General features: G+C 71.9%; 22 protein-coding genes. 11 read left to right on the forward strand and 11 right to left on the reverse strand.

Annotation, left to right across the window (positions count from 1 at the left end):
• Positions 1 to 218 precede the first annotated feature (218 nt).
• Complete coding sequence (locus AB0412_RS19825; protein WP_366403871.1) at positions 219 to 1217, forward strand: sigma-70 family RNA polymerase sigma factor; 999 nt, start codon at positions 219 to 221, stop codon at positions 1215 to 1217.
• Between the two features lie 482 nt (positions 1218 to 1699).
• Positions 1700 to 2311, forward strand: a complete 612-nt coding sequence (locus tag AB0412_RS19830; RefSeq protein WP_366403938.1) for a TetR family transcriptional regulator — start codon at positions 1700 to 1702, stop codon at positions 2309 to 2311.
• Here the strand turns inward: AB0412_RS19830 and AB0412_RS19835 are convergent.
• Positions 2308 to 3354 carry a YafY family protein gene (locus tag AB0412_RS19835; protein WP_366403872.1) on the reverse strand — a complete coding sequence of 349 codons (1047 nt, stop codon included), beginning with the start codon at positions 3352 to 3354 and terminating at the stop codon, positions 2308 to 2310. The two genes, AB0412_RS19830 and AB0412_RS19835, sit on opposite strands and share 4 nt — an antisense overlap.
• A 62-nt stretch (positions 3355 to 3416) precedes the next feature.
• On the opposite strand from AB0412_RS19835, the gene AB0412_RS19840 reads away from it, so the two are divergent.
• From AB0412_RS19840 to AB0412_RS19860, 5 genes are all read left to right on the forward strand, one after another.
• Complete coding sequence (locus tag AB0412_RS19840) at positions 3417 to 4919, forward strand: MFS transporter (RefSeq protein ID WP_366403873.1); 1503 nt, start codon at positions 3417 to 3419, stop codon at positions 4917 to 4919.
• Positions 4920 to 5109: 190 nt separating this feature from the next.
• The gene (locus AB0412_RS19845) at positions 5110 to 5871 is read left to right on the forward strand and encodes a DeoR/GlpR family DNA-binding transcription regulator (RefSeq protein ID WP_366403874.1); all 762 of its coding nucleotides are present in this window, start codon (positions 5110 to 5112) and stop codon (positions 5869 to 5871) included.
• Positions 5868 to 6815, forward strand: coding sequence for a 1-phosphofructokinase (pfkB, locus tag AB0412_RS19850; protein ID WP_366403875.1), 948 nt, complete (start codon positions 5868 to 5870; stop codon positions 6813 to 6815). The genes AB0412_RS19845 and pfkB overlap by 4 nt, the downstream gene beginning before the upstream one ends.
• Positions 6816 to 6939: 124 nt before the next feature.
• Positions 6940 to 9060, forward strand: a complete 2121-nt coding sequence (locus AB0412_RS19855) for a fructose-specific PTS transporter subunit EIIC (protein ID WP_366403876.1) — start codon at positions 6940 to 6942, stop codon at positions 9058 to 9060.
• A gap of 108 nt (positions 9061 to 9168) precedes the next feature.
• The gene (locus AB0412_RS19860) at positions 9169 to 9471 is read left to right on the forward strand and encodes a hypothetical protein (protein ID WP_366403877.1); all 303 of its coding nucleotides are present in this window, start codon (positions 9169 to 9171) and stop codon (positions 9469 to 9471) included.
• A 40-nt stretch (positions 9472 to 9511) separates the two neighbouring features.
• Here AB0412_RS19860 and AB0412_RS19865 read toward each other — a convergent pair whose 3' ends face one another.
• From AB0412_RS19865 to AB0412_RS19875, 3 genes are all read right to left on the reverse strand, one after another.
• A complete protein-coding gene (locus tag AB0412_RS19865) occupies positions 9512 to 10258 on the reverse strand; it encodes a DUF6227 family protein (RefSeq protein ID WP_366403878.1) in 747 nt (248 codons plus the stop codon).
• A 199-nt stretch (positions 10259 to 10457) separates the two neighbouring features.
• Entirely contained in the window at positions 10458 to 11681 is a 1224-nt protein-coding gene (locus AB0412_RS19870) for an Ig-like domain-containing protein (RefSeq protein ID WP_366403879.1), read from the reverse strand.
• 152 nt (positions 11682 to 11833) lie between these two features.
• Positions 11834 to 12862: a P1 family peptidase gene (locus tag AB0412_RS19875; RefSeq protein ID WP_366403880.1), complete on the reverse strand. Its 1029-nt coding sequence runs from the start codon at positions 12860 to 12862 to the stop codon at positions 11834 to 11836.
• A gap of 73 nt (positions 12863 to 12935) precedes the next feature.
• On the opposite strand from AB0412_RS19875, the gene AB0412_RS19880 reads away from it, so the two are divergent.
• Entirely contained in the window at positions 12936 to 13112 is a 177-nt protein-coding gene (locus AB0412_RS19880; protein ID WP_366403881.1) for a hypothetical protein, read from the forward strand.
• Positions 13113 to 13119: 7 nt separating this feature from the next.
• Here the strand turns inward: AB0412_RS19880 and mscL are convergent, their stop codons facing one another.
• The 6 genes from mscL to AB0412_RS19910 all read right to left on the reverse strand — a co-directional run bounded on the left by mscL (position 13120) and on the right by AB0412_RS19910 (position 18821).
• Positions 13120 to 13587 carry a large conductance mechanosensitive channel protein MscL gene (gene mscL, locus AB0412_RS19885; RefSeq protein WP_366403882.1) on the reverse strand — a complete coding sequence of 156 codons (468 nt, stop codon included), beginning with the start codon at positions 13585 to 13587 and terminating at the stop codon, positions 13120 to 13122.
• 156 nt (positions 13588 to 13743) lie between these two features.
• Positions 13744 to 14289 carry a hypothetical protein gene (locus AB0412_RS19890; protein ID WP_366403939.1) on the reverse strand — a complete coding sequence of 182 codons (546 nt, stop codon included), beginning with the start codon at positions 14287 to 14289 and terminating at the stop codon, positions 13744 to 13746.
• Positions 14290 to 14499: 210 nt separating this feature from the next.
• A complete protein-coding gene (locus AB0412_RS19895) occupies positions 14500 to 15357 on the reverse strand; it encodes an S-methyl-5'-thioadenosine phosphorylase (RefSeq protein ID WP_366403883.1) in 858 nt (285 codons plus the stop codon).
• An 84-nt stretch (positions 15358 to 15441) separates the two neighbouring features.
• The gene (locus AB0412_RS19900; RefSeq protein WP_366403884.1) at positions 15442 to 15756 is read right to left on the reverse strand and encodes an FmdB family zinc ribbon protein; all 315 of its coding nucleotides are present in this window, start codon (positions 15754 to 15756) and stop codon (positions 15442 to 15444) included.
• 67 nt (positions 15757 to 15823) lie between these two features.
• On the reverse strand, positions 15824 to 17113 hold the full coding sequence (locus AB0412_RS19905) for an MFS transporter (RefSeq protein ID WP_366403885.1): 1290 nt from the start codon (positions 17111 to 17113) through the stop codon (positions 15824 to 15826).
• A gap of 196 nt (positions 17114 to 17309) precedes the next feature.
• Positions 17310 to 18821 (reverse strand): potassium/proton antiporter, encoded by a 1512-nt coding sequence (locus AB0412_RS19910; protein WP_366403940.1) that lies wholly within the window; start codon positions 18819 to 18821, stop codon positions 17310 to 17312.
• 209 nt (positions 18822 to 19030) lie between these two features.
• Between AB0412_RS19910 and AB0412_RS19915 the strand changes: the two genes are divergently transcribed.
• On the forward strand, positions 19031 to 21865 hold the full coding sequence (locus AB0412_RS19915) for a penicillin acylase family protein (protein ID WP_366403886.1): 2835 nt from the start codon (positions 19031 to 19033) through the stop codon (positions 21863 to 21865).
• A gap of 84 nt (positions 21866 to 21949) precedes the next feature.
• Here the strand turns inward: AB0412_RS19915 and AB0412_RS19920 are convergent, their stop codons facing one another.
• On the reverse strand, positions 21950 to 22564 hold the full coding sequence (locus AB0412_RS19920; protein ID WP_366403887.1) for a 5-formyltetrahydrofolate cyclo-ligase: 615 nt from the start codon (positions 22562 to 22564) through the stop codon (positions 21950 to 21952).
• Positions 22565 to 22656: 92 nt separating this feature from the next.
• On the opposite strand from AB0412_RS19920, the gene galU reads away from it, so the two are divergent.
• A complete protein-coding gene (galU, locus tag AB0412_RS19925; RefSeq protein ID WP_366403888.1) occupies positions 22657 to 23568 on the forward strand; it encodes a UTP--glucose-1-phosphate uridylyltransferase GalU in 912 nt (303 codons plus the stop codon).
• On the forward strand, positions 23565 to 24887 hold the full coding sequence (gene glp / locus AB0412_RS19930) for a gephyrin-like molybdotransferase Glp (RefSeq protein ID WP_366403889.1): 1323 nt from the start codon (positions 23565 to 23567) through the stop codon (positions 24885 to 24887). Before galU ends, glp begins: the two co-directional genes overlap by 4 nt.
• The last annotated feature ends 4 nt before the right edge of the window (positions 24888 to 24891 follow it).

Here is a 24891-nt window from a genome sequence, read left to right on the forward strand (position 1 = left end):
GACCTCTGCGGGCTCGGACGGCACCGCGCCGAGCGTGTGGCCGGACAGGGTACTGCATGATCAGAAAAATTGTGGGGCGGGTTGGGAATTCTGTCCCGATTCCAGTCGTTGTTTCGCACGGATGCCGGGCACCCGAGCAGAGTCCGAGCAAGACCCTGAAGCACGTGCCGAGCGTCCGCAGGACCACCCGCTGACCTCACCATCGCAAGGGAGCACGCATGGCAACCCGCGCCGTCGCCCGTCGCCAGTCCGCCACCGGCGGGACGGCCGACTCGGCAAGCAGTGTTCGCGCCCATGGCGGCGAGATCGCCGATCGGGACCTGGTCGGGATGTATCTCGACGAGATCGCGCGCACGCCGCTGCTCGACGCCGCCAAGGAGGTCGAGCTGTCCCAGATCATCGAAGCGGGTGTGTTCGCGCAGCAGATCCTCGACGGGTACGAGGAGAACAAGGCCGGAGCCACCCAGGAGGAGCTCCAGGCCCTGGTCGACGAGGCCGAGCGGGCCAAGGACATCTTCATCCGCTCCAACCTGCGCCTTGTCGTCGCCGTGGCCCGCCGCTACCCCCGCAGCGGTCTGCCCCTCCTCGACCTGATCCAGGAGGGCAACGCCGGCCTGGTCCGCGCGGTCGAGAAGTTCGACTACCGCAAGGGCTTCAAGTTCTCGACGTACGCGACCTGGTGGATCCGTCAGGCCATCACGCGCTCGATAGCCGACCAGTCCCGCACCATCCGTCTCCCCGTCCACCTGGTCGAGGAGCTCGGCCGGATCCGGCGCGTGCAGCGCGAGTTCAACCGCGAGCACGGCCGGGACCCGGAGCCCGCGGAGATCGCCGCCGAGCTCGGCTCCACGCCGGAGCGCGTGACCGACGTGCTCGACTGGGCCCGCGACCCGGTCTCGCTGAACATGTCGGTGGACGACGAGGGCGAGACCCAGTTCGGAGACCTGCTGGAGGACACCTCGGCGGTGTCGCCGGAGCAGTCGGTGCTGACCCTGCTGCGCAGCGAGGAACTGGACGACCTCATCGGCCGCCTCGACCAGCGCACGGCGTCGATCATCAAGATGCGGTACGGCATCGAGGACGGCCGGGAGCGCACGCTGACCGAGGTCGGCAAGGAGCACGGCCTGACGCGTGAGCGCATCCGCCAGATCGAGAAGCACGCGCTGCTGGAGCTGAAGAAGCTGGCCCGCGACACCGGCTTCGACGCCGCCGCGTAACGCCCGTGGTGCGGCGGACCGGCGCGCACGGCGTGCGCCGGGTGGCGAAAGACCGCGCAAACATTGGCGGTTCCGCGCCGCTTCAACCCGATGGGCCTTGGGAACAAGAATTCAGGGCCCAGGAGTTCGGGCCCGGTTCGAACCCGTTCGGACCGAATCCGAGCCCCGTGGCCTCCACCGGTGGTCGTGCGCACCCGCGGCCCCTCGAACCACGTCCCGACGCACAACCCCCCCGGCGCCGGGACTTCCCAAGCCGGGCTTCGGCGCCCTTCCCCCCGGGCGCCGGGCCCGGCTTCCTCATGCGCGGACCGGGCCGTCGTCCCGCCGGGGCGTCGCTGGAGAGCGGGCCACCCCGAACCTGAACCCCGGGGTGGCCCGCCAGATGGCAGATTGTGCCACATGGGCATAGCCTGCCGGGCGTGACCAGCACCACCACCCCCACCCCGCTGTCGCTCACCGAGCGGCGCAAGGCGGAGACGCGTATGGCGATCGCCCGTGCCGCCGCCGGTCTCTTCGTCCGCCGGGGCCTCAGAGCCACTCGCGCGGAGGACATCGCCCAGGCGGCGGGCATCGCCCCGCGCACCTTCTACCGGTACTTCGCCACCAAGGAGGAGGCCGTCGCCCCGCTCTACGAGGCGGGGGCGCGGCGCTGGGCGGAGGCGGTGCGGGCGGCGCCGGCCGGGGCGTCCGTGCCGGAGGCGCTCGAAGGCGCCGTGCGCCATACGCTGACGCCCGGGGTGGGTGTGTCGGCGGCGTCCTGGGAGTGGATGCGCACGTTGATCCGGCTGGCGGAGACGGAGCCTGCGCTGCGCAAGGTGTGGGCGGAGGTCTGCCAGGCGTCGGAGCGGAACCTGGCGGAGGTTCTGGCCGAACGGATGACGGGGCATCAACTCCCCGGAGGCTTCGACAACGTTGCCGTCGCTGCGCGGCTCCGGTTCGCTGCGGCCGTCGCAAGTGCGGCTGTGCGGACGGCCGTCGAGGGGTGGGCGGCGGGGGATGCGCCTGCGCAGGGGGTGGAAGGGCCGGCGGAGTCGGCGGTGCGGAATCTTGCGGCTCTGCGCGGTTTTCCCTGGGGGGAGTTGGGCGACGCCTAAGAGCTCGGGGGTTCTGTTTCGTGGCGGGTGCGGGTGAGTTGTGGATGCTCGCGCAGTTCCCCGCGCCCCTGGGGGCGCGTCGCGGCGGCCGCTCGTTTCAAGCGGGCGCCCAACTCTCCTGCTGCTTCTGCCAGTTCTCTCGGGGACTGGATCGTGAAGTCGAAGCCCAGCATGGCCAGGCGTACCGCCATCCACTCCTTGCCGTCGCTCACCGTGGCCCGCAGCCGGCAGCTCTGCTCGTCCACGGGCTCCGGTGTGCCCAGCCAGCCGGGGAGCCTGGCCGCGACGGTCCGCGCCGGTGCGGCGAAGGTGACGTCGAGGTCGTACGAGTCCTGCCGGCGCTGCATGGAGCGCCGTAGGTACTCCGCCGCGCTGCCCGTGGGCAGCTCCCTGGGCGTGAAGCGCGCGCCGGTCGCGAACGGCTCGCTCACCCGGTCGACGCGGAACGTGCGCCAGTCGGCGCGATCGAGGTCATAGGCGACGAGGTACCAGCGCCGTCCGGTCGACACCAGCCGGTACGGCTCGGTGACGCGCCGGGACTCGGTGCCGTCGGCGGCGCGGTAGGCGAACCGCAGCCGCTCGTGGCCGGCGACCGTCGAGGCCATCACGGTCAGCGTCTCGGGCGCGATCGTCGGACCGTCGCCGCTGGTCAGCGGGGTGGTCGCGGCCTGGAGGGTGCTGACCCGGTGGCGCAGCCGGCTCGGCAGCACCTGCTCCAGCTTCGCCAGCGCCCGCACGGACGCCTCGTCGACACCCTCCAGGGCGTGCCCCGCCCCGGCGCGCAGCCCGACCGCGATCGCCACCGCCTCCTCGTCGTCCAGTACGAGTGGGGGCATCGCCTTGCCCGCGACCAGCCGGTAGCCGCCGTCCGCGCCCAGGGTCGCCTGCACGGGATAGCCGAGCTCACGCAGCCGGTCGATGTCCCGCCGGACCGTGCGCCGGGACACCCCGAGCCGTTCGGCGAGCTCACCGCCGGGCCATTCGCGGGGCGTCTGGAGGAGGGAGAGGAGCTGGAGCAGCCGCGCTGGTGTGTCCGTAGTCATGGTTCCGAGGATGCCGCAGATCTAGGACACGACTTGACCTATACGGGTCCTAGCGTGAAGGCATGAACCTCACCGACACCCAGCCCGTCGCGGGCGACCGCCGCCGCTGGTTCGCGCTGGCGATCGTGATGACCGCGGCCTTCATGGACCTCGTGGACGTCACGATCGTCAATGTCGCGATCCCGTCGATCCAGCGCTCCGAGGGCGCCACCTTCAGCCAGATCCAGTGGATCACCGCCGGCTACGCGCTGGCGTTCGCCGCCGGGCTCGTCACCGGCGGGCGGCTCGGTGACATCCACGGCCGCAAGCGGATCTTCCTCATCGGCATCGGCGGCTTCACCCTCGCCTCCGCGCTGTGCGGTTTCGCCGTGAACCCGGAGATGCTGGTCGCCTCCCGCATCCTGCAGGGCGCCATGGCGGCGCTGATGGTGCCTCAGGTGCTGTCGATCGTGCACGCGACCTTCCCGGCTCACGAACGCGGCAAGGTGTTCGGGCTGTTCGGCGCGATCGTCGGCCTCGGCGCGGTGTCCGGTCCGCTGCTGGGCGCGCTGCTGACGGAGTGGAACCTCTTCGGGCTCGAGTGGCGGCCGATCTTCCTGATCAACCTGCCCGTCGGCATCGCGGGCCTGATCCTCGGCAGCCGGTTCATCACCGAGTCCAAGGCGCCGCGTGCCCTGAAGCTGGACCTGGTCGGCGTCGCGCTGGTGACGCTGGGCCTGCTGATGGTGATCTACCCGCTCACCCGTGGCGAGGAACTGGGCTGGCCGGTGTGGGGATACGTCTCGATGGCCGGCGCGGTCGTGGTCCTCGCGGCGCTGGTGGCCTACGAGCGCCGCAAGAGCGCCCGGGACGGCTCCCCGCTGATCGAGCTGTCGCTGTTCAGGGTGAAGAGCTTCGCGGCGGGCATCGCCGTGCAGACGGTGTTCGGGATCGCTCTCGGCATCTTCTTCCTGGTCTGGACGCTGTACATGCAGACCGGCCTGGGCTGGAGCGCGCTGCGGGCCGGGCTGACCGGTGTGCCGTTCTCCGTCGCCGTCTCCGCGGCGGCCGGGATGTCGGTGCAGCTGCTGGTGCCGCGCTACGGACGCAAGGTGCTCCAGGCCGGTGCGCTGGTAATGGCGGCCGGGGTGCTGCTCTACATCTGGGAGTCCGAGCGCTACGGCCTCGGCATCACCTCCTGGCAGATGGCGCTCCCGCTCGTGGTCATGGGCGTCGGCATGGGCCTGATCGTGGCTCCGCTGACGGACGCGGTGCTCTCCGAGGTGCCGCGGGAGCACGCCGGCTCGGCGTCGGGGCTGATCAACACGGTGCAGCAGATGGGCAACGCGCTCGGGCTCGGCCTGGTGTCGGTGGTGTTCTTCGGTGTGATCGACGAGCGGCTCACCCCGGCCGAGGTGGGCCCGGCCTTCGCGGACGGCTTCCAGCACGCGCTGGGCTGGGTGGCCGCGGTGATGGGCCTGATCTTCCTGCTGATGTTCGCGCTGCCGAAGCGCCCGGCGCAGCACGTCGAGGGCGCGGGCGAGGACACGCCGGTGGCGGAGAAGGAGCCGGCACTCGTGTCCTGAGCCACCTCGTCGTGAGGGAAGGGCCCGGCACCCGGAGGGGTGCCGGGCCCTCGGCGTGTCCGAGCAGATGGCGGACACAATCGGACGTCCATTCATGCCCGGTTGCCCCCGAGAGTGTTTACTTTCCGGACATACGGGCGTAGCCTCCGAGCGAAACCACACGTTCGGGCATCGTCGGAGGCGAGCGGACATGTATGCACCGGAGCGGCAGCAGGAGATCCTGCGGCTGGCCCGCGACAGCGGCCGGGTGGACGTGATCTCGCTGGCCGAGGAGTTCCAGGTGACCGCGGAGACGATCCGCCGGGACCTCAAGGCCCTCGACCGCGCGGGACTGGTCCGCCGGGTGCACGGCGGCGCGATCCCGGTCGGCCGCATCGACTTCGAGCCGGACCTCGCCGAGCGCGAGACCACCGCCGCCGACGAGAAGGACCGGATCGCCAAGGCCGCCCTCGCGGAAGTGCCGGTCGAGGGCACGGTGATCGTCGACGCCGGCACCACGGCGGCGCGGCTCGCCGCGTCCATCCCGCTGGAGCACTCCCTCACCGTCGTCACCCACAGCCTGCCCATCGCCGCCCGCCTCGCCGACCACCCCGGCATCCAGCTGCACCTGGTCGGGGGGCGTGTACGGCACCGGACGCGCGCCGCCGTCGACGCCTGGGCGCTGCGCGCGTACGGCGAGATCCGGGCCGACGTGCTGTTCGTGGCGGCCAACGGCTTCTCCGTCGAGCACGGCCTGACCACCCCCGACCTCGCCGAGGCGGCGGTGAAACGCGCGGCCGTCGCCGCCGCCCGCCGCGTGGTGCTGCTCGCCGACTCCAGCAAGCACGGCCAGGAGCACTTCGCCCGCTTCGGCGACCTGAGCGACGTGGACCTGCTGATCACCGACAGCGGGCTCAGCCCGCAGGACGCCGCCGCGATCGAGCGCGGCGGCACGGAAGTAGTGCGCGCATGATCCTCACCGTCACCCCCAACCCCTCCCTGGACCGCACCTACGAGGTCCCCTCCCTGGACCGCGGCGAGGTCGTCCGGGCCACCGGCGAGCGCATGGACCCCGGCGGCAAGGGAGTCAACGTCTCGCGCGCCGTCGCCGCCGCAGGCCGGCGCACCGTGGCGGTGCTCCCGCTGGGCGGCGCCCCGGGCGCGGTGGTCGCCGAGCTGCTGCACGGGCAGGGCATCGAGGTCGCCCCGGTCCCGGTCGCCGGGGCCACCCGCTCCAACATCGCCCTCGCCGAAGCGGACGGCGTCCTCACGAAGATCAACGCGCCGGGACCGGAGCTGAGCCCGAGGGAGCAGGAGCTGCTCCTGGAGACCGTGCGCCGGGAGTCCGCCGGCGCGGACTGGATCGCCTGCTGCGGCAGCCTGCCCCGCGGACTCGCCCCCTCCTGGTACGCGGAACTGGTCGCACGGGCGCACACCGCCGGCGTACGCATCGCCCTGGACACCTCCGGGGCGGCGCTGCTCGCCGCCCTGCGCGAGGGGCCCGACGTGGTCAAGCCCAACGCCGAGGAACTCGCGGACGCGGTCGGACGCCCCCTGGCCACCGTCGGCGACGCCCTGAAGGCCGCGGAGGAACTGCGCGGCCTCGGCGCGCGGGCCGTGCTGGCGAGCCTCGGCGCCGACGGCCAGCTCCTCGTGGACGACGCCGGCTGCTGGTACGGCAGCGCCCGCGTCGACGCCGTACGCAGCAACGTCGGGGCCGGTGACGCCTCCCTCGCCGGGTTCCTGATCGCCGGCGGACGCGGACCGGAGGCGCTCGCCTCGGCCGTCGCCCACGGCGCCGCCGCCGTGCGGCTGCCCGGCAGCGTGATGCCGGCGCCGGACGACCTGCACCCGGCGGCGGTCACGGTCACGGATCAGGTGCCGGCCGACCGCCCGCTGAAGGAGCCGGTGTCATGAGCCGCCGCCGTCACCGGACCCCCGTCCCCCTCGCCGTCCCCGTCCCCGTTCTTCCCCTCCCCCTCCCCGTCCCCACCCCCGCCCACTCCACCGCACGGGCGATACGCGAGCTAAGGAGCCCGCGATGAGCGACATGATCACCGAGGAACTCGTCGATCTCGATCTGTCCGCCGACACCAAGGAAGCGGCGGCGCGCGCCCTCGCCGAGCGCATGGTCGCCCTGGGCCGGGTGACCGACCTCGAGGGTTTCCTCGCCGACGTGGCCGCCCGCGAAGCCCAGATGCCGACCGGCCTCGACGGCGGCATCGGCATCCCGCACTGCCGCAGCGAGCATGTCACCGAGCCGACGCTGGCCTTCGGGCGCAGCGCCGCCGGGATCGACTTCGGCGCGGCGGACGGCCCCGCCGACCTGATCTTCCTCATCGCCGCACCGGCCGGCGCCGACGACGCCCATCTGACGATCCTGTCGTCGCTGGCCCGGCAGCTGATGAACGCCGAGTTCACCGACGCGCTGAGGTCGGCCGTGAACGCGGCGGACGCGGCGGCGCTGATCCGCGGCGAGGAGCCGCAGGCGCCGGCGGACACCGGTGCGACAGACTCCGTGGCGGCACCGGTGGCGGCCTCCGCCGGTTCCGCCACGGACACCCACGGTTCCGCCCCGGGCACCGCCGGTTCCACCGCCCCGGGCACCGGTGACGCCGAGACCGTGGCCGAGGCGGCTGAGGAGAACCGCCCCTTCCGGATCGTCGCCGTCACCTCCTGCCCGACCGGTATCGCCCACACCTACATGGCGGCCGAGTCGCTGGAGAACGCCGGCCGCCAGGCGGGCGTCGAGATCACCGTCGAGACGCAGGGCTCGGCAGGCTTCACCCGGCTCGACCCGGCCGTGATCGCCGCGGCCGACGGCGTGATCTTCGCCCATGACGTGGCCGTACGCGAGAAGGACCGCTTCGCGGGCAAGCCCACCGTCGACACCGGCGTCAAGGCGGCCATCAACCGCCCCGCCGAGCTGATCGCCGAGGTCCGGGGGAAGGCGGAGCGAGGCGAGGTGACGGCCGCCACCGCATCCGGGCCGTCCGCCGGTACGCCCGTGGAGCGCGCCGGCGGCTCCGGCGAGGGCTACGGCACCAGGCTGCGCAAGTGGCTGATGTCCGGCGTCAGCTACATGGTCCCGTTCGTCGCAGCGGGCGGTCTGCTCATCGCCCTCGGCTTCGCCATCGGCGGCTACGAGATCAACAAGGCGCCCTCGGTGATGGACCACTTCGTGTGGACCCAGGCCGACAGCTGGGGTGCGCTGCTCTTCCAGATCGGCGGCGTCGCCTTCGGCTTCCTCGTCCCGGTCCTGGCCGGCTACATCGCCTACGGCATGGCCGACCGGCCCGGTCTCGTGCCCGGCTTCGTCGGCGGCGCGATCTCGCTCACCATCAACGCCGGCTTCCTCGGCGGCCTGGCCGCCGGTCTGATCGCGGGTGCCGTGGTGCTGGCGATCCAGCGGGTGCGGATACCGGCGGCCCTGCGCGGCATCATGCCGGTCGTGGTGATTCCGCTGATCTCCTCGGCGATCGTCGGATTCCTGATGTTCGTGGTGATCGGCAAGCCCATCGCGTCCGCGCAGAAGGCCATGACCGACTGGCTGAACGGCCTCACCGGCGCCAACGCCATCCTGCTCGGCGCGCTGCTCGGCCTGATGATGTGCTTCGACCTGGGCGGACCGGTCAACAAGGTCGCCTACACCTTCGCCACGGCCGGCATCGCGGTCGCCTCCCCGAGCGACTCGGCGATGAAGATCATGGCCGCGGTGATGGCGGCCGGCATGGTGCCGCCGCTGGCGATGGCCCTGGCCACCACGGTCCGCGGCAGGCTCTTCAACCAGACCGAACGCGAGAACGGCAAGGCCGCCTGGGTCCTGGGCGCCTCCTTCATCTCCGAGGGCGCGATCCCGTTCGCCGCGGCCGACCCGCTGCGGGTGATCCCGGCGTCGATGGCCGGCGGCGCGGTCACCGGGGCCCTGTCGATGGCCTTCGGCGCCACGCTGCGCGCCCCGCACGGCGGCATCTTCGTGGTCCCGCTGATCGGCAACCCGCTCCTCTACCTGGTCGCCATCGCCGCGGGCGTCTGTGTCACGGCGGCCCTGGTGATCGTCCTCAAGGGCCTGCGCAAGCCGGCCCCGGGAGCCGGTGCCACGGGTCCCGGCGAGGCCACCCCGGCCTCGGCGACGGCGGCGAAGCAGGCGGTGGCCGCCTAGCACCGCGGAACGCGTGGGACTCACGCCGGGTTCGCGCCGACTGCGAGATACATCACCCTCATCACGGTCCGGGGTTCATATCCCGGACCGTGGTGTGTACTGGGGCGCATGCCTGAGCACGACTCGATCCTGAGGGTGACGGGCCTCGGAGCCCTCGCCCTGGCGGCCATCGCCTGCGCGGCGGGAGTGGCCGGCGTTCTACGCCGCGGCCTGGGCCGAGGGCGGGGGCGGCGCGTACGGGCGGTGGAGCCCGAGGCCGCCGTCCCGCGGCCCGTACGGCATACGGGCCGGAGGATCGCCGCGATCCCCGGCCAGCGCCGGACGGGCCCACGAGCGGAGGCCGTACGCCTCACCCCGGAGGAGCGCGACGCCTTCGCGGGCCTGGTGCGACGCTTCGGTGAGGGCGGCTGACGCGAGGCCGGCCCCGAGCCCGTGCCGGCGGCCCGGGCGGTCAGACGATCCGTGCCGCCCGCCGCTCCATCGCGTCCCGGGCCGCGTCCTCGGTGACGTACACCTCGCACATGTGCCGGCCGTCCGGCGTGGCCGTGTGCTCGACCTCCCACAGGGAGACCTCCACGCCGTCGCACAGCAGGAACGCGTGCTCGTAGAGCGAGAAGCACAGCCCCGAGCGCCCCGCGCGCAGCGGCCGTCCGAACGCCTGCGTGATCTGGTGCGCGAACGCCGTGGCCAGCAGCGCTGCCGTCTCCGCGCCCGGCCGGTCCGCGTTCTCGGCCCGGCGCAGTAAACGGCGCGCGTGGTCCGCCGAGTCGTCCGGCACGTAGGCGTGCCGGGGCGCGCACACCGAGGACAGCTGAACCGTCACCGGCAGTTCGAAGTCCGGGGCGTCCGGCGACAGCGGCAGCCGGGCCGTGGCGGTGCGCAACTCCTCCTCGTCCACATACACCTCGTGCTGGGGCTCGCCGCCCGGAGCGGTGTTGTGGACCAGCTCCCAGAGCGTGAGCGCGGAGCCGTCGGAGAGCAGCCAGGTGTGCCGGTACGTCTCCTGGTGCAGGCCCGCACTGTGGTGCGCGGAGTGCAGCGAGGCGTCGTGCGCCAGCGCGCAGTCCAGGCGCCGTATCGTCTCGTCCGGCAGCTCGAAGGAGTTCAGGGTGCGGCCGAGGAGCCGCGTGAGGTGCTCCTCCGGGGACTCGGGCGAGTCGGCGGATTCGTACGCTGCCGTCTCGTACGGAACGCTCAAGGTTTCTCCCGGCGTCGCTGCATGTCACCTTGTGGGTGCATACCGTAGCCCCTCGGTCGGACATCATGTCCGGGAACCGAGAAAACGTACGGAGAGAAAGACGAACGGGCCGCCCGGAAGGTTCCCGAGCGACCCGAAGCGACGTCAAACCGACCTGGTCAGGCGTGAGTTGACCGAGAAACCCTCGGCCCTCCTCGACTCAGACCGCGCTCCCCGCGACCCACTGACCCCACTCCATGTTCCAGCCGTTGAGCCCGTTGTCCGGCGCGACCGTGGTGTCGGCCGAGTTCTTGACGATCACGACGTCCCCGACGAGGGAGTTGTCGTAGAACCACTTGCCGGGGGTGCTGCCCTGGGCGCCCTGCGCGTCCTGCAGGCCGATGCAGCCGTGGCTGGTGCCCTGCCGGCCGAAGGGTGGATTGCCCTTGTTGTACCAGTAGTTGCCGTGGATGAAGGTGCCGCTCCTGGTCAGCCGCATGGCGTGCGGCACATCCGGGATGTCGTACTCCGAGCCCATGCCGACCGTCTGGCTGTTCATCCGCGTCCGGACGAACTTCTCCGAGATCACCATTTGCCCGTTGTACGTCGTGTGCTGAGGGTCGCCCGCCGAGATGGGCACGGACTTGATCGTCCTGCCGTCCCGTACGACCGTCATGGTCTGCGTGTTCGCGTCCACCGTGGACACCTGCGAGCGGCCCACGGTGAAGGTCACCGTCTTCTTCTGCACGCCGTGGACGCCGTCCGCGCCCTCCACACCGTCCAGGTCGATCTTCATGGTGACCTTGGCGCCGGCCTTCCAGTACTCCCGGGGCCGGAAGTCGAGCCGCTGGGAGCCGAACCAGTGCCCGACCACCTTCTGCCCGCTGCTGGAGGTGACGGAGATGTGCGACTGCACGGCCTTCTTGTCGGTGATCGCCTTGTCGAAGGTGAACGACACCGGCATGCCGACGCCGACCGTGGTGCCGACGTCCGGCGTGTACGTGCCGATGAAGCTGCCCGCCGGGGTGACCGTGGTGAACACCGAGTCGGCGGCGGCGGTCCGGCCGTCGCCGTCCTTCGCCGTGGCCGCTATCCGGTACTTGGTCCCGCGCTCCAGCTGCTCCTTCGGCTTCCAAGCAGCGCCGTCGCCGGAGATCTCGCCGGGCACCGCCTCACCGGTCCCCGCCACGGTCATCCTCACGTCCGTCAGCCGGCCGCCGCTGACCTTCACACCGGTGGAGTTGATGGACGCTCCCGTCGAGCCGTCCTTCGCCGAGATCGCTATCTTCGCGACAGAGGTGTCCGCCGCTCCCCGTCCTCCCTTGCCGTCCTTGTCGCTGTCGGCGTTCGCGCTGCCGCCGCAGGCGGTGAGGGTGAGGGTGCCGACCAGCAGGGCGGCACAGGCCACCACCACGCGCCGCGCTGCAATGTCCGGCCTTGTCACGGGCTGCTCCAGGTTCAGTCGATGTGGGTGATCCGCTCCAGTACGTGAACCAAGAGGGGCCCCGCCCCGCCCCGGGTTCCATCGACCACCGATGAGCAGCACCACGGTGACAGAACCGCGACAATCACCTCGCCCGCGCAGCGAACGGCCGGTCAGCCACCGCCGTACAGCTCCCCGTACGACGGCCACTCCCCGCCCGGTCCCGACACCGGGGCGGCGGCTCGCACCGCCTGGACGATCGCCCGCGTCACCATGTCCGCGCCCGCCACCAGGAGTTCGTTCAGGGCGAGGGGGTTCGCTCGGTCGAGGTGGTGACGGCCCGTGGCCAGGGCGAAGACCGTGTCGCCGTCGTTGAGGAGGTGGACCGGGCGTACCGCGCGGGCGATGCCGTCGTGGGACGTGCCGGCGAGTTTCTGCGCCTGGGCCCGGGTCAGGTCCGCGTCGGTGGCGACCACCGCGAGCGTGGTGTTGAGCGGCGGCGGTGCGTTCCGCTCGGCCAGCTCCGCGAGCCGTCGCCGCGCGGCCGCGTGCACCTCCGCCTCCGGGTGGCGCACCCGGCCCCCGGACAACTCCCCGTACAGCGCCCCCGTCTCCGGATCCACCGCCGACCCCACCGCGTTGGCCACCACCAGCGCGGCCACCGTGAACCCCGACTCCAGCACGATGCTCGCCGTGCCGACGCCGCCCTTCACGAGCCCGACCACGGCCCCCGTGCCGGCGCCCACGCAGCCCTGCTCCACCGGTGCCCCGGGCTCGCTCGCCGCTGCCGCCTCCACCGCCGCTCGACCGGTGGCCGCGTCCGGCCGGGCCCGGAAGTCGCCGCCCCGGCCCAGGTCGAAGACGCAGGCGGCCGGCACCACCGGCACGACATGCGCGGGGTCCGCGCCGACCCGCACCCCGCGCCCCCGCTCCTCCAGCCAGGCCATCACCCCGGAGGCCGCGTCGAGGCCGTACGCGCTGCCGCCGGTCAGCACGATCGCCTCGACCTTCTGCACGAGATTGCGCGGATCGAGCGCGTCGGTCTCCTTGGTGCCGGGGCCGCCGCCCCGGACATCCACGGCGGCCACCGCCCCGCCCTCGGGCGCCAGCACCACCGTGGTGCCGGTGAGCCAACCGCCGCCGTCACGCGTCGCGTGCCCCACCCTCAGGCCGGCCACATCGGTCAGTGCGTCAACTGTCATGGGCTCAGTGTCGTGCAAGCACCGGGCAGGCACCGCTCCGGGCACCCCGTCCCAGGGCCGTACCCTGGGACGTATGAGCACTGCCCCCGATCCCGAGCCGCGCGAGCCGAAGCCCGCGCTGGTCTTCGACGATCCGCTGGACCAGCAGACCTCGGACGACACCGACCGCGGGTGGGGCGAGCGTCCGTCCGGCGACAGCGCGTCCGATCTCAGGCGTTTCCTCGACGAGAAGCCGCCCCACCACATCTGACGCCCGGCTACGCCTCTCCTCGGCCCGCCCCGCGCTGCGAGACCAGTTCGTCGCGGATCTCCTTGAGCACCTCGAGCTCCGTCACCTCGACGAGCTCCTTCGCGCCCTCCCTCGCCTTCCTGCGGTCCTCCACCCGGGCCAGATACTTCGCCATCGGCAGCACCATCAGGAAGTACACGACCGCCGCGGTGATCACGAACTGGAGCGTGGCACCGAGCACCGAACCCCACAGGATCCGCACCCCCGTGGCCGCGTCGCCGGTGCCCTCGCAGGGGCCCTTGAGGCAGGAGCTGTAGCTGTCCAGGTTCTTGGTGCCGAAGGCGCCGACCAGCGGGTTGATCACGCCCTTCACGACCGCGTTGACGATGTTGGTGAAGGCCGCGCCGATCACCACCGCGACGGCCAGATCGACGACGTTTCCGCGCATCAGGAAGGCCTTGAAGCCCTGCCACACGGATTCCTTCTTCTCGCTCACCTCGAGGCCCCATCTCACGTACGCGGTGCGTGCAACAAAACGCTCCGCAACCTACGTCAACGGCGTGCGGACCTGTCCAATCGCGTCGCTCCCACGGGGGACTTGACACCCGGGCAGAGATCGAAAAGGCATGAGAAGTCGGGAGAGCACGACCGTTCAGCACAGGGTCACCGCCAGCCGTGCCGTGGCGCTCGCGCCGGCGAGGCCGGCCGCCACGGCACGCGGCACGGAGAGCACCACCAGCGCACCGCCCTCACCCGGCCCCTCCTCCACCGGTTCCGGGACCTCGCTCACCCGCGCCCCGCGGGCGACCACGCGGGCCTCACCGCCGGTCGCCGTCTCCTCGGCGGCGATCACGTCGACGCGGTCGCCCGGCCGCAGCAGCCGGACCGTGGCCGCGTCGGCGATCCGCACGGGCGCCGTGACCAGCGCGCCCGCGCGCCGCGCCCGCAGCGCGGCACGCTCGCCCGTGGCCGCGGAGGCCGCGCGGGCGGACGGCGAACGGTCGGGGTGCCCGCGCGACCGGTCGGTGTCACGGGGCCCCGCCGCGACGAGCGCCGCCGCCGTCACCGCGAGACCCACGGCCACGGCCCGCCTCCTGTGCCGTACCAGCCGGGGGGACCGCAGCAGCCCGACGCGCACCCGCACCGGAGCGAAGTGCGGCACCTCGCAGGGCGGAGGGACGTCCGCGCCGGGAGGCATGGGCGCGAGGCCCGCGGGAGCGGAGGAGCAGAGCGAGGAGGAACGAGACGACACGGGGACCACCACCTGGCGACGAGGGATCGGCTTGCGACCCCCACGATGCGGCCTCGCGCCGCTCCCCGCAGGGCCCTGTGGACGCACGCCGGCCTGTGGACAACCCGCTCACCCGAACGAGCCGTTCCACATCCCCGCCAACCTCACGCCCCACGCCTACGGCAGCACGAACCCCGGATCCATCCCCCCGAGCGCCGACCTGCACAGACAGTCACGCTCCTCGCTGACCGGCAGCGCAGCCACCGCGTCGAACAGCACCCCCCGCAGCCGGTCCACGTTCGCCGCGAACACCCGCAGCACCTCGTCGTGCGAGACGCCCTCGCCGGTCTCCGCGCCCGCGTCCAGATCGGTGACCAGGGTCAGGGAGGTGTAGCAGAGCTCCAGCTCACGGGCGAGCGCCGCCTCGGGGTGGCCGGTCATGCCGACCACCGACCAGCCCTGCGCCTGGTGCCACAGCGACTCCGCACGGGTGGAGAAGCGCGGCCCCTCGACCACGACCAGCGTGCCCCCGTCCACCGCCTCCCAGCCGCGCCCGCGCGCCGCCTTCAGCGCCGCCGCCCGGCCGGTCGGGCAGTAGGGGTCGGCCAGCGACACGTGCACCACGTTCGGCACGGTGCCGTCGGGCAGCGGCAGTCCGTCGAAGTAGGTGCCGACCCGGGACTTCGTACGGTCCACCAGCTGGTCCGGGACCAGCAGCGTGCCCGGCCCGTACTCGGGGCGCAGTCCGCCCACCGCGCACGGTCCGAGGACCTGGCGCACGCCCACCGAGCGCAGCGCCCACAGGTTGGCCCGGTAGTTGATCCGGTGCGGCGGCAGATGGTGGCCGCGCCCGTGCCGGGGGAGGAAGGCGACCCGCCGGCCGGCCACCTCGCCGAGGAAGAGGGAGTCGCTGGGCGCCCCGTAGGGGGTGTCCACCTGGACCTCGGTGACGTCGTCGAGGAAGGAGTAGAAGCCGGAGCCGCCGATCACACCGATCTCGGCCGCCGGCACGGAAGCGTTCGCCGTGTTCGCCATGCTCCGCACCCTAACCGCCCCCACGAACGCCGAAGACCCCGTCGTCGTGGTCGTACGACGACGGGGTCCCGCAGCTGTGCGGCCTTACGCGGCGGTGGTGCTGGTGGAGCTGCTGCTCGTCGAGGACGAGGAGGAGGACGACGAGGACGAGCTCGACCCGGAGTCCGAGGAAGAGGACGACGAGGTCGACGACTTCGACGCCGGGGAGCTGCTCGAGGACGAGCCGCGGCTGTCGTTGCGGTAGAAGCCGGAGCCCTTGAAGACAATGCCGACCGCCGAGAACACCTTCTTCAGGCGACCCTTGCAGCTGGGGCACTCGGTCAGGGCGTCGTCGGTGAACTTCTGCACCGCCTCGAGGCCCTCGCCGCACTCGGTGCACTGGTACTGATAGGTGGGCACTGTCTTCCTCCTGGCACTCTCACTCGATGAGTGCTAACGACGAACCATAGTGACTCATTCCCAGCGTTCAGTCCACTGCGACGGGCGAGCGGTGACCGACGCCACGTGCGACGGTGCGCCCGCGCGGGGCCGGCACCAGCCGTGACCGCAGGGCCAGGAGGGTCACCAGGGCGAGTACGGTCCCGCCCATCGGCACCAGGAACCCGGCGCCGCTCCACAGCCGGTCCTCCAGCTGTCCGGCGAGGGTGACGGCGGCCGCCTGGCCGAGCGCGACCGCGCCGGTGAGCCAGGTGAACGCCTCGGTGCGGGCCCCCGCCGGCACCAGGTCCTCGACGATCGTGTAGCCGGTGATCAGGGCGGGCGCGATGCACATGCCGACCAGCAGGCCGAGCCCGGCGAGCAGGAGGGCCGAGTGGGCCGTCCACAGGGCCGACGCGGTCAGCGCGAGCGCCGCGTACCCGAGGACGAGGCGCCGCTGCGGAGCCACCTTCCAGGCGATGGCGCCGCAGGCGATCCCGGAGAGCATGTTGCCCGCGGCGAACACGCCGTACAGCACCCCGTTGAGTCCGGGTTCGCCGATCGACTCCGTGAACGCGGCCAGGGACACCTGCATGCCGCCGAAGACGGAACCGATGCCGAGGAACGTCACGATCAGCACCCGTACTCCGGGGACACGCAGCGCGGAGGCGTGCTCCACGCGTGCGTGCCCGTCGACGCCGACCGGCGGCTGGGTGCGCTTCTGGGCGGCGAACAGCAGACCGCCGATCAGCGTCAGCGCGGCCTCGGTGACCAGGCCGGCGGCCGGGTCGACGGCCGTGCACAGCGCAGTGGCCAGCAGCGGGCCCACCACGAAGGTCAGCTCGTCGGTGACGGACTCGAAGGCCGCCGCGGTGGTCATCAGCGGAGAGCCCTTGAGCGTCACGCCCCAGCGCGCGCGCACCATGGGCCCGATCTGCGGCACCGAGGCGCCCGTGGGCACGGCGGCGGCGAACAGCGCCCACAGAGGGGCGTCGGACAGCGCGAGCGCGGTCAGGGTGAGGCCCGCCGCGGTGTGCACCAGGACGCCGGGGATCAGCACGGCGCGCTGCCCGTACCGGTCGGCGAGCCGGCCGCTGTAGGGGGCGAACAGCGCCATGGAGACGCCGGTGGCGGCCGCTACGGCGCCGGCCGCGCCGTAGGAGCCGGTGGTGTGCTGCACCAGCAGCACGATGGAGAGGGTCAGCATCGCGAACGGCTGGCGTGCCGCGAAGCCGGGGAGCAGGAACGTCCAGGCGCCGCGCGTGCGCAGCAGGCGGCCGTATCCCGGGCGGGAGGTGGCAGCAGCCGAGTTCTTCGACGTGGTGACCGTGGATGCCACGGCCCGTGCCTTTCTGCTGCCTGGTAGCGCAGGCCCGTTGTGCGGGCGCGCCGAGAGCTGTCCTCTTGCGCTGACTGCGGTAGATACCGGTGCCACAGCTCAGGGCGTGCCGGCCGCCATACGGTCGCGCCAGCTCTGCATCAGGCAGAGTTGGTTTGATCTGGGTTCCTCTGCATGGTACAGGGACCTACAGGGATCAAGGGGCGCGCCCGTTCTCCCCGCCGTCGGTCCCGAGCCAGCCGGCCAGCTTGCCGCCGTGGCCGACCGCGCGCAGGCGCCGTTCGGCGGCGTCCCGTACCGGGTCGGTGGCGACCACCAGGAGCTCGTCGCCGCGCCGCAGCACGGTCGTCGGGAGCGGCACGAACGACTTCCCGTCGCGGACGATGAGGGTGACGGCGGAACCGGCCGGCAGGCGCAGCTCGGCCACCTCCACACCGTGCATCCTCGACCCCTCGGGGATGGCGACCGACAGCAGGTGCCCGCGCAGCCGCTCCAGGGGCGCGGACTCGATGCCGAGGTCGGCGGCCTCGTCCTCCTGGCCCAGATGCAGCTTGCGGGCCAGCCACGGCAGCGTCGGCCCCTGGATGAGGGTGTAGACGACGACCAGGACGAAGACGATGTTGAAGATCTTCCGGCTGGCGGCGACGCCCTCCACCATCGGGATCGTCGCCAGGATGATGGGCACGGCTCCGCGCAGCCCCGCCCAGGACATCAGCGTCTGCTCCCGCCAGGGCACCCGGAACGGCAGCAGGCACAGCACGACGCTGAGCGGCCGGGCCGCCATGGTCAGCACCAGCCCGATGACCAGTGCGGGCACGATGTCGTCGCCCAGCTCACTCGGCGTGACCAGCAGGCCGAGCAGGACGAACATGCCGATCTGGGCGATCCAGCCGAGCCCCTCGGCGAAGCCGCGGGTGGCCGGCCAGTGCGGCAGCCGGGCGTTGCCCAGCACCATCGAGGCGAGATAGACCGCGAGGAATCCGCTGCCGTGGGCCATGGCGCCGGCCGCGTAGGCGCCGACGGCGATGGCCATCACGGCGATCGGGTACAGGCCGGAGGCGGGCAGGGCCACATGGCGCAGCCCCCAGGCGCCGAGCCAGCCCACCGTGACGCCGATCGCGGCGCCGATGGCCAGCTCCATCGCTATGACACCGAGCAGGACGTACCAGTGGTCGATGGGTCCGGCCGTGGAGAAGGAGACCACCAGGATGACCACGGGAGCGTCGTTGAAGCCGGACTCGGCCTCCAGCGTGCCCGTCACACGGGCCGGGAGGGGGATCCTGCGCAGCACCGAGAAGACGGCCGCGGCGTCGGTCGAGGACACCACCGCGCCGATGATGAGCGCCTGACGCCACTCCAGCCCGATCAGGTAGTGCGCGGCCGTCGCCGTGAGGCCGACGCTGACCGCGACGCCGGCCAGGGCCAGCGCGGAGGCCGCGGGCAGGGCGGGTCTGATCTCTTTCCACTTGGTGCCCAGACCACCTTCGGCCAGGATCACGACCAGCGCCGCGTACCCGATGACCTGCGTCAGCTCGGCGTTGTCGAAGTGGATGTCGCCGATGCCGTCCTGGCCCATGGCGATGCCGATGCCCAGGTAGACGAGCAGGCTGGGGAGCCCGCTGCGCGAGGAGATCCGGACCGCTGCGACGGCGACGAGCAGGACGAGCGAGCAGACGAGCAGGAGCTGGTTGAGGTGGTGGACAGTCAGCGGCCGTTCCCTTCCCTGGCAAACTACTTCGTTACCTTACCTAACTCTTGACGATTTCTTGACGCTCGCGGGGGCAGCATCGAACGCCGGTCCGGGCCGGTTCCCGACTCCCCGTCCAGGGGCACGAGGCCCTGCGCCTATCGTTGCTCCAGCGCTCAGTTAAAAGCACAGCCCGACCTGCCGCTCGCGTTAGGACAGCAAGGACAGCGATGCCCACCGACACCACCGCCTCCACGGGTCAGCAGCCCGGCACGTCCGGCAGGAAAAGCAGGAAAAGGGGTCGCAAAGCCCGTCTGATCGTGCTCGTCCTGGTGCTGGCCCTGATCGGCGGTGTGGTCTACGGGGCGTACTGGTCCATCAGCACCGTGCGGGCCTCCTTCCCGCAGACCAAGGGCTCGATCACCCTGCAGGGCCTCAGCGGCACCGTCGACGTCAAGCGCGACGGGCACGGCATCCCGCAGATCTACGCGTCCTCCGACGAGGACCTCTTCATGGCGCAGGGCTACGTCCAGGCGCAGGACCGGTTCTACGAGATGGACGTCCGCCGGCACATGACCGCCGGGCGCCTGTCGGAGATGTTCGGCAAGAGCCAGATCGACAGCGACGAGTTCCTGCGCACGCTCGGCTGGCACCGGATCGCGCAGGAGGAGTACGACGAGAAGCTCTCCCCGGAGACGAAGAAGTACCTCCAGGCGTACGCCAAGGGGGTCAACGCCTACCTGGACGGCAAGGAGGGCGAGGAGATCTCCCTGGAGTACGCGGCACTGGGCTTCGAGAACGACTACAAGCCCGGGGCATGGACGCCGGTCGACTCCGTGGCGTGGCTGAAGGCGATGGCCTGGGACCTGCGCGGCAACATGCAGGACGAGATCGACCGCGCCCTGATGACCAGCCGCCTCGGCCCCCAGCAGATCGCCGACCTGTACCCGGAGTACCCGTACGGCCGGAACAAGCCGGTCATCCAGGAGGGCCAGTACAACGAGCTCACCGGGACGTACGAGCAGGGCGAGGGCACGGGCGGCACGGGCACCGGAACCGGAACAGGGACGGGCACCGGAACCGGCACGGGCACCGGGACCGGCACGGGCACCGGGACCGGGACAGGCGCAGGCACCGGAACCGGCACCGGCTCCGGCACCGGCGGATCCGCGCTGGAGAGCCAGCTCACCGGTCTCCAGGAGGTCCTGGAGGACCTGCCCACCGCCGTCGGCATCAACGGCGACGGCATCGGCTCCAACTCCTGGGTCGTCTCCGGCGACCACACCATCACCGGCAAGCCGCTGCTCGCCAACGACCCGCACCTGTCGGCCTCGCTGCCGTCCGTCTGGTACCAGATGGGCCTGCACTGCCGCAGCGTCTCGGCCAAGTGCCAGTACGACGTCGCCGGCTACACCTTCGCGGGCATGCCCGGCGTGGTCATCGGCCACAACCAGGACATCGCCTGGGGCCTGACCAACTCCGGCGTCGACGTCACGGACCTCTACCTGGAGAAGATCACCGGCGACGGCTACCAGGTCGACGGCAAGATCAAGCCGTTCAGGACGCGCGAGGAGACCATCGAGGTCGCCGGCGGCCGGGCCGAGAAGATCGTCGTCCGGGAGACCGACAACGGCCCCCTGCTGTCCGACCGCAGCGACGAACTGGTGAAGGTCGGCAAGAAGGCCACCGTCGACAGCGCCGCCCCCGACCGCGGCGACGGCTACGGCGTCGCCCTGCGCTGGACCGCCCTGGACCCCGGCCGCACCATGGACTCCGTCTTCGCCATGAACCGCGCGAAGAACTGGGACGACTTCCGCGAGGCCGCCCAGCTGTTCGAGGTGCCCTCGCAGAACCTGATCTACGCGGACACCGACGACAACATCGGCTACACCCTGCCCGGGAAGATCCCCACGCGGGCGCAGAAGCACGACGGCTCGATCCCGGCCCCCGGCTGGGACTCCGACTACCGCTGGACCGGCTGGATCGACCAGGACGCGCTGCCCTACGAGTACAACCCCGAGCGCGGCTACATCGTCACCGCCAACCAGGCCGTCGTCGGCAAGGACTACCCGTACACGCTGACCACCGACTGGGGCTACGGCGCCCGCAGCCAGCGCATCACCGACCTGATCCAGTCGAAGATCAAGGACGGCGGCAAGATCTCCACCGACGACATGCGGCAGATGCAGCTGGACAACCAGAGCTCCATCGCCAAGCTGCTGGTGCCCGAGCTGCTCAAGATCGACACTGGGGACAAGGACGTCCGCGAGGCGCAGAAGCTGCTGGAGGGCTGGGACTACACCCAGGACGCCGACTCGGCCGCCGCCGCGTACTTCAACTCGGTGTGGCGCAACATCCTCAAGCTGGCCTTCGGCAACAAGCTGCCCAAGGAGCTGCGGGTCGAGGGCCAGTGCCTGTGGGTCGACCCGGTCAACACCACCGGGCCCGCCGACGAGGCCGGCAAGGTCCGCGAGTGCGGCCAGCGCGAGCCGGACCAGGCGCAGCCGGACGGCGGCGACCGCTGGTTCGAGGTCGTCCGCAATCTGATGGACGACGAGGACAGCGACTGGTGGAAGACCCCCAAGGCGGGCACCCGTCCCCCCGCGGAGAACCGTGACGAGCTGTTCAAGCGCGCCATGATCGACGCCCGCTGGGAGCTGACCGCCAAGCTCGGCAAGGACATCGACACCTGGAGCTGGGGCCGGCTGCACCGCCTGTTCCTGAAGAACCAGACCCTCGGCACCGAGGGGCCCGGTCTCCTCCAGCGGGTCCTCAACCGCGGCCCGTGGAAGCTCGGCGGCGGCGAGGCGACCGTCAACGCGACCGGCTGGAACGCCGCGGGCGGCTACGGCGTCGTCTGGGTGCCGTCGATGCGGATGGTGGTCAACCTCGGCGACCTCGACAAGTCCCGCTGGATCAACCTCACCGGCGCCTCCGGGCACGCCTACAGCGCCCACTACGTCGACCAGACGGACAAGTGGGCCGAGGGTGAGCTGCTGGACTGGTCGTTCTCCGACAGGGCGGTCGAGGACAGCACGAGCGACACGCTGCTGCTCAAGCCGTAAGCCCGCCCGGCACGCATCCGTCCGCACGAGAAGGGGCCTCCACGCGCGCGTGGAGGCCCCTTTCGCTCGCGTCGCCGGGGACCCTCAGCCGAACCGCCGTACCCCCGAAGGCGTCACCGCCGCGTGCACCGGCCGGTCGTGCGGCTCCTCGGGGACGCGCTCGACGACCTCGGAGTCGTAGAGCAGCACCACCAGCGCCGGGTGCGCGCCCGCGCGTTCCAGCCGGGCGAGGACCCGGTCGTAGGAGCCGCCGCCGCGCCCCAGCCGCATCCCGCGCCTGTCGACGGCGAGGCCCGGCAGCAGCACGACATCCGCCTCCAGGACGGCGTCCGGCCCGAGCGGCGCCCCGCCGGGTTCGAAGAGATGCATCTTCCCGCCGTGCTTGACGGGCGCGAGGGAGCCCTCGCCCGCGTACAGGCCCCAGTCCAGGTCGTTGTCCGGGAGCAGCGCGGGCAGCAGCACCCGCACCCCCCGCGTGCGCAGCGCGTCCAGCAGCGCGCGGGTGCCTGGCTCGCTCCCCACGGAGACGTACGCCGCCACCGTGCGCGCCTGCGCCAGCTCGGGCAGGGCGAGCGCCTGCCCGGCCAGCGCCGCCGCGGCCTCCCGTACGTCATCCGCCGTCAACCTGTTCCTCATCGCGGCGATTTCCCGCCGCAACACGCGCTTGTCAGGCTCTCCGCTGCCGTCGTTGTGTCTCAAGATTGTCCCCGTACCGTTCCAATATGCTCATATGAGCGGTAGGTAACCGGAGCGGCAGATTCCCTGCAATCGCACCGGATATGGTGTCGGGCATGATTCAGTCGCACCCTCGGATCAGCAAGGCTGTCATCCCCGCAGCAGGCCTGGGCACCCGGTTCCTGCCGGCCACCAAGGCCACCCCCAAGGAAATGCTGCCGGTCGTCGACAAGCCGGCGATCCAGTACGTGGTCGAAGAGGCCGTCACGGCCGGGCTCGACGACGTCCTCATGGTCACAGGCCGCAACAAGCGCCCCCTGGAGGACCACTTCGACCGCAACTACGAACTGGAGTCCGCCCTCGAGAAGAAGGGCGACGCCGAGCGCCTCGCCAAGGTCCAGGAGTCCAGCGACCTCGCGACCATGCACTACGTCCGCCAGGGCGACCCCAAGGGCCTCGGCCACGCCGTCCTGTGCGCCGCCCCGCACGTCGGCGACGAGCCCTTCGCGGTCCTCCTCGGTGACGACCTGATCGACCCGCGCGACCCGCTGCTGAAGCGGATGATCGAGGTGCAGGCGCAGTACGGCGGCAGCGTCATCGCCCTCATGGAGGTGGCCCGGGAGCAGATCCACCTCTACGGCTCCGCCGCCGTCGAGACCACCGAGGACGCCGACGTCGTCCGGGTCGGCGGCCTCGTCGAGAAGCCCGACCCCGCCGACGCGCCGTCCAACCTCGCCATCATCGGCCGTTACGTCCTCGACCCGGCCGTCTTCGAGATACTGCGGCAGACCGAGCCCGGCCGTGGCGGCGAGATCCAGCTCACGGACGCGCTGCAGAAGCTCGCGGCCGACGAGAAGATCGGCGGCCCGGTGCACGGCGTCGTCTTCAAGGGCCGCCGCTATGACACCGGCGACCGCGGCGACTACCTGCGTGCCATTGTCAGACTCGCGTGCGAACGTGAAGACCTGGGCCCGGACTTCCGGACCTGGCTCCACCGTTATGTCACCGAGGAGATGCAGCAAAGTTGAGCACTGCCGCGCCCCGCACCGCAGGCCCGGACCACCTCTGGTCGGTGGACGAGCACCTGGACGACATCCTCAGCACCGTCCGCCCGCTCGAACCCATCGAACTGCACCTCCTCGACGCCCAGGGCTGCGTCCTGGTCGAGGACATCACGGTCCCGGTCTCCCTGCCCCCCTTCGACAACAGTTCGATGGACGGGTACGCGGTGCGGGTCGCGGACGTCGCGGGCGCGAGCGAGCGCTACCCGGCGGCCCTCGAGGTCGTCGGGGACGTCGCGGCAGGACAGTCGGAGCTGCTGCACGTGGGCCCCGGCCAGGCCGCCCGCATCATGACCGGCGCCCCGCTCCCGCCCGGCGCCGAGACCGTCGTCCCCGTGGAGTGGACCGACGGCGGCCTTGGAGAAGGACCGGCCGCCGGCATGCGCGCCCGCGCCCTCGCCCCCGAGTCGGCCACCGGCCAGGTGCTGGTGTACCGCCCGGCCGAGCCCCGCGCGCATGTCCGCGCGAAGGGCAGCGACGTGAAGGCGGGCGACCGCGCGCTCCAGGCCGGCACCGTGCTCGGCCCGCCGCAGATCTCCCTGCTCGCCGCGATCGGCCGCGGCACGGTGCGGGTACGCCCGCGCCCGCGCGTGGTGGTGCTCTCCACCGGCAGCGAACTCGTCCAGCCCGACGAGGAGCTGCGACCGGGTCAGATCTACGACTCCAACAGCTTCGCCCTCACCGCCGCGGCTCGCGACGCCGGCGCCATCGCCTACCGCGTGGGCGCGGTCGCGGACGACGCCGACACCCTGCGGGACGCCATCGAGGACCAGCTGGTCCGCGCCGACCTGATGGTCACCACCGGCGGCGTGAGCGTCGGGGCGTACGACGTCGTCAAGGAGGCCCTGTCGTACGCCGGTGACGAGGACGAGCCGGGCAGCGGCGTCGAGTTCCGCAAGCTCGCCATGCAGCCGGGCAAGCCGCAGGGCTTCGGCTCCATCGGCCCCGACCACACCCCGCTGCTCGCGCTCCCCGGCAACCCGGTCTCCTCCTACGTCTCCTTCGAGCTGTTCGTCCGCCCCGCCATCCGCACACTCATGGGCCTTGCCGACGTCCACCGGCCGAGAACCCGCGCGACACTGTCCGCACCGGGGCCGCTGACCTCGCCGAAGGGCCGCCGCCAGTTCCTGCGCGGCCGGTACGCCGACGGCGCCGTGACCCCGGTCGGCGGCGCCGGATCCCACCTGGTGGCCGCCCTCGCGCGGGCGAACGCGCTGATCGTCGTCCCCGAGGACGTCGAGTCCGTCCGGCCCGGCACCGACGTCGAGGTGGTCCTGCTCGGCTGAGCCC

Source organism: Streptomyces sp. NPDC052012 (assembly GCF_040689265.1).
In the GTDB taxonomy this organism is placed as follows: domain Bacteria; phylum Actinomycetota; class Actinomycetes; order Streptomycetales; family Streptomycetaceae; genus Streptomyces.

What these genes read in the sequence shown, in the direction of transcription:
- AB0412_RS19845 (WP_366403874.1), top strand. Translation starts at nt 5,110, where the DNA reads ATGTATGCACCGGAGCGGCAGCAGGAGATCCTGCGGCTGGCCCGCGAC.
- AB0412_RS19840 (WP_366403873.1), top strand. Translation starts at nt 3,417, where the DNA reads ATGAACCTCACCGACACCCAGCCCGTCGCGGGCGACCGCCGCCGCTGG.
- AB0412_RS19915 (WP_366403886.1), top strand. Translation starts at nt 19,031, where the DNA reads ATGCCCACCGACACCACCGCCTCCACGGGTCAGCAGCCCGGCACGTCC.
- AB0412_RS19825 (WP_366403871.1), top strand. Translation starts at nt 219, where the DNA reads ATGGCAACCCGCGCCGTCGCCCGTCGCCAGTCCGCCACCGGCGGGACG.
- pfkB (WP_366403875.1), top strand. Translation starts at nt 5,868, where the DNA reads ATGATCCTCACCGTCACCCCCAACCCCTCCCTGGACCGCACCTACGAG.
- AB0412_RS19895 (WP_366403883.1), bottom strand. Translation starts at nt 15,357, where the DNA reads ATGGCGAACACGGCGAACGCTTCCGTGCCGGCGGCCGAGATCGGTGTG.
- AB0412_RS19835 (WP_366403872.1), bottom strand. Translation starts at nt 3,354, where the DNA reads ATGACTACGGACACACCAGCGCGGCTGCTCCAGCTCCTCTCCCTCCTC.
- AB0412_RS19855 (WP_366403876.1), top strand. Translation starts at nt 6,940, where the DNA reads ATGAGCGACATGATCACCGAGGAACTCGTCGATCTCGATCTGTCCGCC.
- AB0412_RS19830 (WP_366403938.1), top strand. Translation starts at nt 1,700, where the DNA reads ATGGCGATCGCCCGTGCCGCCGCCGGTCTCTTCGTCCGCCGGGGCCTC.
- AB0412_RS19875 (WP_366403880.1), bottom strand. Translation starts at nt 12,862, where the DNA reads ATGACAGTTGACGCACTGACCGATGTGGCCGGCCTGAGGGTGGGGCAC.
- AB0412_RS19890 (WP_366403939.1), bottom strand. Translation starts at nt 14,289, where the DNA reads ATGCCTCCCGGCGCGGACGTCCCTCCGCCCTGCGAGGTGCCGCACTTC.
- galU (WP_366403888.1), top strand. Translation starts at nt 22,657, where the DNA reads ATGATTCAGTCGCACCCTCGGATCAGCAAGGCTGTCATCCCCGCAGCA.
- AB0412_RS19860 (WP_366403877.1), top strand. Translation starts at nt 9,169, where the DNA reads ATGCCTGAGCACGACTCGATCCTGAGGGTGACGGGCCTCGGAGCCCTC.
- AB0412_RS19880 (WP_366403881.1), top strand. Translation starts at nt 12,936, where the DNA reads ATGAGCACTGCCCCCGATCCCGAGCCGCGCGAGCCGAAGCCCGCGCTG.